At 46.6% G+C, this 6,847-nt stretch carries 4 protein-coding genes and 1 tRNA gene; all 5 read left to right on the top strand.

The annotated features are described in order from the left end of the window. Positions 1 to 62 precede the first annotated feature (62 nt). The 5 genes from HMPREF0673_RS08985 (at position 63) to HMPREF0673_RS08965 (ending at position 6,335) form a co-directional block, all read left to right on the top strand. A complete protein-coding gene (locus HMPREF0673_RS08985; RefSeq protein WP_007901194.1) occupies positions 63 to 1,085 on the top strand; it encodes a glycosyltransferase in 1,023 nt (340 codons plus the stop codon). After that, positions 1,082 to 2,176 carry a glycosyltransferase gene (locus HMPREF0673_RS08980; protein ID WP_007901192.1) on the top strand — a complete coding sequence of 365 codons (1,095 nt, stop codon included), beginning with the start codon at positions 1,082 to 1,084 and terminating at the stop codon, positions 2,174 to 2,176. The genes HMPREF0673_RS08985 and HMPREF0673_RS08980 overlap by 4 nt, the downstream gene beginning before the upstream one ends. A gap of 82 nt (positions 2,177 to 2,258) precedes the next feature. Beyond that, positions 2,259 to 2,801: a rubrerythrin gene (gene rbr, locus HMPREF0673_RS08975; RefSeq protein ID WP_007901186.1), complete on the top strand. Its 543-nt coding sequence runs from the start codon at positions 2,259 to 2,261 to the stop codon at positions 2,799 to 2,801. 177 nt (positions 2,802 to 2,978) lie between these two features. After that, positions 2,979 to 3,060: transfer RNA gene (locus HMPREF0673_RS08970), tRNA-Leu, on the top strand. A gap of 677 nt (positions 3,061 to 3,737) precedes the next feature. Next, positions 3,738 to 6,335 carry a UvrD-helicase domain-containing protein gene (locus HMPREF0673_RS08965; protein ID WP_007901184.1) on the top strand — a complete coding sequence of 866 codons (2,598 nt, stop codon included), beginning with the start codon at positions 3,738 to 3,740 and terminating at the stop codon, positions 6,333 to 6,335. Positions 6,336 to 6,847: the final 512 nt, after the last annotated feature.

Raw genomic sequence — 6,847 nt, 5'->3', positions numbered from 1 at the left:
CGCGACAACTCCTTAACTTCTTAACTACTTTCATCTGCGAAACTTAAATTATTTTATAAAGAATGAATCAGACCGAAACCGTAGCGGTGGTGATGTGTACATACAACGGAGCGAGTCGACACCTTGCAGAGCAGCTCGACTCGCTCTTTGCGCAGACACTGAAACCGAAGGAGATAATAGTGCAGGACGACTGTTCTACCGACAACACTATGGAGTTGCTCGCCGACTATGCTCGCCGTGCGCCCGATGGGGTGCAGATGCGTGTCTATCAGAACGCGCAGCAGCAGGGCATCAACCGCAACTTCTTCTCTGCCATGCGCCGTTCCACCGCCGACCTCATCGCCGTTTGCGATCAGGACGACATCTGGCTGCCTACGAAGCTCGAAGAGCAGTGCACCGCCATCGGTCAGAACATGATGTGTGTCTGCCGTTCGGTGCCGTTCACCGAGACTGGTGCTGAGGTGCGCTACGACAGTCGCCGACCCAACTGCAACCTCATCCGTCTGTTCTATGCCTCGATGATGGGCCACTGCCAGGTGTTGCGTCGCGAGTTGCTCGACGTGATACCCACCGAGGAGGAGTGCCCCGAGATATACCGCCGTACATGCTACGACGTGATGACCGCTACAGCCGCTGCGGCTCTCGACAGCATCGTGCTCATCGACCGGGTGCTTGTGCGCCAGCGTCGCTACGCCGAGGCTGCCACATACGTGGGTGTCGACACCCATCGTGTGCGCTCTGCCGACAATGCTGCCTACATGGTGTGGTACGGCGTGCGCAATTATTCGAGGGTGAAGCCTCGGATGAACGCCCACTTCGCTGCTCGCCGCGACTTTCTGCTGTGGGTGGAACGCAAGTCGAAGGCAACTCCCTCAGTCCCCACCACCGACAACGCAATCTTTCGCGACGGCTTGCGCCTCCTCGGCTACGAGACGGGTAGGGGATTGAAGGCGTTCTTCGGATTGCAACGCATGTATGTGCGCTATCGTCACCGCATCTTCTACACACACGAGACAGATCCCGTGGCACTTCTGCGTGCGTTGCTCCATCCGTTCATGCAGATATACAACTACCGCTATCTATGAAGGTTTATTTCTACCATACGCAGAACATACAGTATTGCCTACGTCGCATGGCGGAGGGCGAATTTCCGTCGCACTTTCTCTACGGAGCGTGCCACCTTGCCGACAACGGCATCGACGTGGTCTACCACCGTTCGCCGAAGCACGAACTCTCCCGACTGAAGACTGCGCTCTACACGGCGTGGCGTGTGCTCACGTGCCGCGAACGCTACGACGCTCTCTACGCCACCCACTACAAAGGACTCGAACTTGTGGTGCTGCTGCGTGCCCTCGGCTTGTTCCGCAAGCCCATCATCGTGTGGCATCACCAGCCCATAGTGAAGTCGAAGAGTCGCTTGCGCGAACTGCTCGGTCGCTTCTTCTACAAAGGTTTCGACCGCCTAATCTTCTTCTCGCAGAAACTCGTCGACGACTCGCTGAAGGCTCCGAAAGCCGACCCCAAGAAACTCGTCGTTGGGCATTGGGGTGCCGACCTCGCCTTTTATGATAAGATAAAAGCGGAACTCAAGGCAGAGCAAGTCTCACCCTCTCACCCCCTCACCCCCTCCCCATCTTTCATCGCCACGGGTAAGGAGCAGCGCGACCAGCCCACGCTCATCGAAGCGTTCAACCGCACCGGTCGCCACCTTATATTATATATAGGTATCAATCCGAACCCTAACGTGCCCAACCCCAACCTCGAAGCCGTGGAACGTTGCGAGCCAGCCGACAACATCGATGTGGTGAAGATTTGCGGACTGCTGCCTTACGAGATAGCACGCGAGGTGGCGAAAGCCGACTGCGTTGTCATCTGCTGCCACCGCACACGCTACACCGCCGGACTCACCACCGTGGTGGAAGCACTCGCCCTCGGACTCCCCATCATCTGCAGTCGCAATCCGCAGATACCCGTCGACTTCGACAGCCTTGGCTGTGGCATCTCCGTAGAGTATGGCGATGTTGAAGGCTGGCAGCGAGCCGTCGAATACATAGCCACTCACCCCGACGAGGCACGCCTGATGGGGGAGCGCGGTCGCGCTCTTGCCGAGCAGATGTTCAACGACGAACGCTGTGCAAAGGAGGTTGCGGAGTGGATTAAACAATTTAATTTGTAAAAATTACAACTATTCCTTTGCTGTTTCAAACTTAATCTGTATCTTTGCAAACATAAAGTATAATTGGCTAAAAATAATCATTATGAAGGAATTGAAAGGAACAAAGACAGAGCGCAACCTGCAGGAGGCATTCGCAGGTGAGTCGCAGGCACGCAACAAGTACACATACTACGCATCAAAGGCTCGCAAAGAGGGTTATGAGCAGATAGCTGCTCTCTTCGAGGAGACGGCGCAGAACGAGAAGGAACACGCAAAGATGTGGTTCAAGTATCTGCAGGGTGGTGCCATCAAGGACACCATCGAGAACCTGAAGGATGCTGCTGCAGGCGAGAACTACGAGTGGACTGACATGTATGACCGCATGGCTAAGGAGGCTGACGAGGAAGGCTTCGCAGAGATTGCTGCTGCTATGCGTGGCGTAGGTGCTATCGAGAAGCATCACGAGGAGCGCTATCGCAAGCTCTTGCAGAACATCGAGGACGGCGTAGTGTTCTCTCGCGACGGCGATTGCATCTGGCAGTGCCGCAACTGCGGTCACATCGTTGTAGGCAAGCAGGCACCGAAGCTTTGCCCTGTGTGCAAGCATCCGCAGGCGTACTTCGAGCTGAAAGCAGAAAACTATTAAAAGTAAAAAAGTAAAAAGTAGGAGGTATGGGCATCTTGCCCATACCACGCTGCCACAAAGCTTTTAAAAGTAAAAGAGTAGAAAAGCTCTTAAACTAACCGTTTCCGCAAAACTTTTGCTTCAAAAGTTTTGCGGAACGAAATAAAAAGCGTACCTTTGCACTCGCAAAACGCCAATGCCCAGATGGCGGAATCGGTAGACGCGCTGGTCTCAAACACCAGTGGGGCAACCCATCCCGGTTCGAGCCCGGGTCTGGGTACTGTAGACGACTAAGAGTTGATTTCAACACTTAGTCGTTTTTTTATGCACTTTCCCCAATATTCCTCTGTATGTTTCAGATTTGGTTTAAATAATATCAGTTGCGTAAAAAATCTCCCATATCTCCCATTTTCGGATTTCGATTTCTCTAACTCGCTGATTGTGAGCGGTAAGCGAAACCCCAATAGGCTGGTGGATATCTAAAAAATGTTGGTATCTTCCAGCCCATCTCCCAGTCCATCTTCCATCCGATTGCCACGCTACGACAACATCGTTGTCCTGCTACGGCAACATTGTTGTCCTGCTACGGCAACATTGTTGTTCTGCTACGGCAATATTGTTGTTCTGCTACGGCAACATCGTTGTCCTGCTGTCAATGTGGAGTCAAATTGCTCCATGCCCCGATAATATTCCTCAAAGAGGAGTGAGTTTTTCAGATTTAATTTGTATCTTCGCCATGCCTATAGTCGGATTCTCTTGTTTCTTTTTGCAACACTAAGACAAGTGTTTCTTCGACATGGCAAAATCCTGGGCCGCCTGACTTGTCCAAGTAACCGGCTCTGCCGAGCGGCTCAGGTTCTTAAAAGGCTTAATTTACAATAGTGTTGCAGAATTAAGGCTGATAAAATAATGTCGGTTGAAAATGTAATAGTGTCACTTTATAATTTCGTGTAATATATGTCATTGACAGTTTGTATAATAGGTCTGGTTATTGCTTTCTCATTACTTTCGCTCTGGTTTTTTATTAGGGCGAAAGTAAAACGTAATGTATTGAAATGCGAAGATAAGATATCCGATGTCATATCTACAGATGTATTACAGGAAAGCGGAGGAAGCAAATCAACAATCAGCTTGTATGACTACGTAGACATAATATTTGCTGATCAATATATTCGCCCAGAAGAACAAGCGTCTTTTGTAAAAAGTTTAACAGAAAACTTAGATGATGTATTGGCTGTTAATCGTAGCAGGCGCATGTTTGCTGTGGAAAGTGGTATTATTGAAGATTTTGTTTGGCAACTTGATAGTTTAGATAGAACTATCGAGGAACACAACCAACGCTACTGTCAAAAGCAATTAGCGGGTAATGAAGAGTTCTTTGATACAGTATTGCAATATCCATTAGATAAACAACAGCGACATTCAATTGTATCGGAAGCAGAGAACTGTTTGGTCGTGAGTAGTGCCGGTAGCGGTAAAACCTCTTCCATCGTCGGTAAGGTGAGATACCTTATTGACAAAAAGCATGTGGATCCTTCAAGGATACTGTTGATTAGTTACACAAACAAGGCTGCTGCAGAGTTGACCGAGAGGCTGAATACTCCTGGACTTCGTGGTTATACTTTCCACAAACTGGCTATAGATATCATTGGTCAGATGACCAAGCATAAGCCTAGCATTTGTGAGAATGTAGATCACATCTTTGTTGATATCTATAAGCAGCTATTGGAAGACAAAGATTTCCAAGATGCTGTGGTTAGCTACTTTGCGAACTATGAAATAGAACAGGAAGATTGGGAAAAGAGAAAAACAGACAGACAGCAAAGCCTATCTGCAGCGAAGGCAAGTGGATATAAAGCATTGCTACCTGATATGGATGGGAAAGCTATTCATGTCAGAAGTGAACAAGAAAAGAGAATCTGCTTTGCTCTATCTTCATTGGGGGTAAGTTTCCGGTACGAAGAAGCTTATGAACACCCCGTATATGACGAACTGCACTCACAGTATCGTCCTGATTTCTCCATTCATTACACAAAGGATGGAAAAGACTGTCGTGTGTACTTGGAGCACTTTGGTATAGATGAGCATGGAACAGTCCCAGCATGGTTTGCTAAAAACAAGGGAATAACGTGGGACGAAGCTAACCAACAATATTGTGATGGTATAACTTGGAAACGTGAACTTCACCAAGAGAATGGAACAATCTTGTTGGAAACGACAAGTGCCGACTTTAGTAGATTCGACATCAAAGAGAAACTCAAGAAGATGTTGTCCGATGCAGGTGTGCCCTTTAATGAATTGTCTTCAAGTGAGCTTTATGCCATGCTGTTGCCCAAAGGAAGTAAGCAGGAAAAATCGTTTATACGCTTAATCGTTACGTTCGCTACACTGCTGAAAACCAATTGCAAGAGTATTGAAGAAGTTGTATCACAGGCACATAAAGAACGTGACCAGCGCGCAGAGTTTATAATAGAAAACATCTTTGCACCTGTTGTGGCTCGTTATCAAGAATCACTGGCTAAGTTAGAACAGTGTGATTTCACGGATGTAATTTTAGAAGCGACCGCATTGATAAGTTCTGCCCCCTTATCAAGATACGACTATATCATAGTAGATGAGTTCCAGGATATATCTATTGATCGCTATAAATTCTTGCAAGAACTTAGAAAGGGTGAACCTCAAGCTAGACTCTATTGTGTAGGCGATGACTGGCAATCTATTTATCGTTTCTCAGGAAGTGATATGGCATTGTTCAATAGATTCGAAGACTTCTTTGGTCCCACACAGATAGACAGAATAGAAACAACGTATCGGTTTGGACAGCCATGCGTTGGATTATCGTCAAAATTCGTTCAACGTAATCCTGTGCAGTTGAAGAAGAATATCCGACCATTCTCGTCTGCTGCTCATACAGAACTTTTATTTCAGGCTTATGAGCGTGCTCACTATACCGAGACCTTGACCAGTCTGATAGCGACAATCCCTCAAGACAAGAAGATTTACCTACTTGGTCGATATTCATTCGATGATTACTACCTGTCATTTGCATACCAAGGCTATAAGCGCGGAAACCAGTTCTTCTATAATATCAATGGACGAGAAATAGAGTTCCTGACAGTTCATAAATCCAAGGGACTTGAAGCTGATGTTGTTATATTGTTGCAATGCAATAAAGACGTGTTCGGTTTCCCCTCAATGATGAGTGATGACCCTGTTCTCAAGTATGTACTGAGCAGAGGTGATGAATATCCCTTCGGTGAGGAACGTAGATTGTTCTATGTCGCCATTACACGAGCCAAGGAAAAGACGATAGTCATGTATGATAAGCGTTTCCCCTCTGTTTTCGTTGATGAATTCCTGCACCCTGAGGTTGAACCAACTGTTGTTCAAATGTCAATCCACAGAAATGCCAATAAGCATTGGGGGCCAAAGGGTGATGCATACCTACGCCGATTATATCGAGAAGGTAAATCTCCTAAAGAGATTTCTAAGCTTATGGGCCGAAGTTATACCTCAATTATATTGAGGTTGCAGAAGTTAGGAGAACTGCAATAAGTAACTTCGATAATTCGCAAATGGAGAAATATTCTAACTTCGGAGAATACTAATAATAAAAAAAATGAGAGTGTGTATTGACCTGCCCCAATACATGTGGGGATATAAAAGAAATACGGCGCTACTCTCATCGAGCAGCGCCGTAATCCTATGTTTAACTAAAAATCCTTTTTCGTAATTAATGAAGAGTCTCACGATCCTTCATAGCTACCTGTTAAACAATCGTTACCTTAAACCTAATAACTAAAAACCTAAATCTATTACTACTAACCTAAACAATCTATTAACCTTTTGACGATGCAAAGGTACGCACTTTAGCTCAATCTGCAAACTTATTATGTATAAATGTGTCGGAAATTGCGCTTTTATTGATATAAATCAAACAGCGTGTGTTCGTACACACTGAAAAGATTGTTTTTGATTGGGTTTGTCGTGGTTTCGAAGTGTAAGTTTTATTGTGATTTTGGTTGTAAATCGTAAATAGGAGGGTATGGCATCCTGCCATACCCACG

Origin of the sequence: Leyella stercorea DSM 18206 (genome assembly GCF_000235885.1) — a bacterium.
Classification (GTDB): Bacteria; Bacteroidota; Bacteroidia; order Bacteroidales; family Bacteroidaceae; genus Prevotella; species Prevotella stercorea.
Note: the sequence above shows the minus strand (reverse complement) of the source record. Positions and strands in the feature narration are given on the sequence as shown.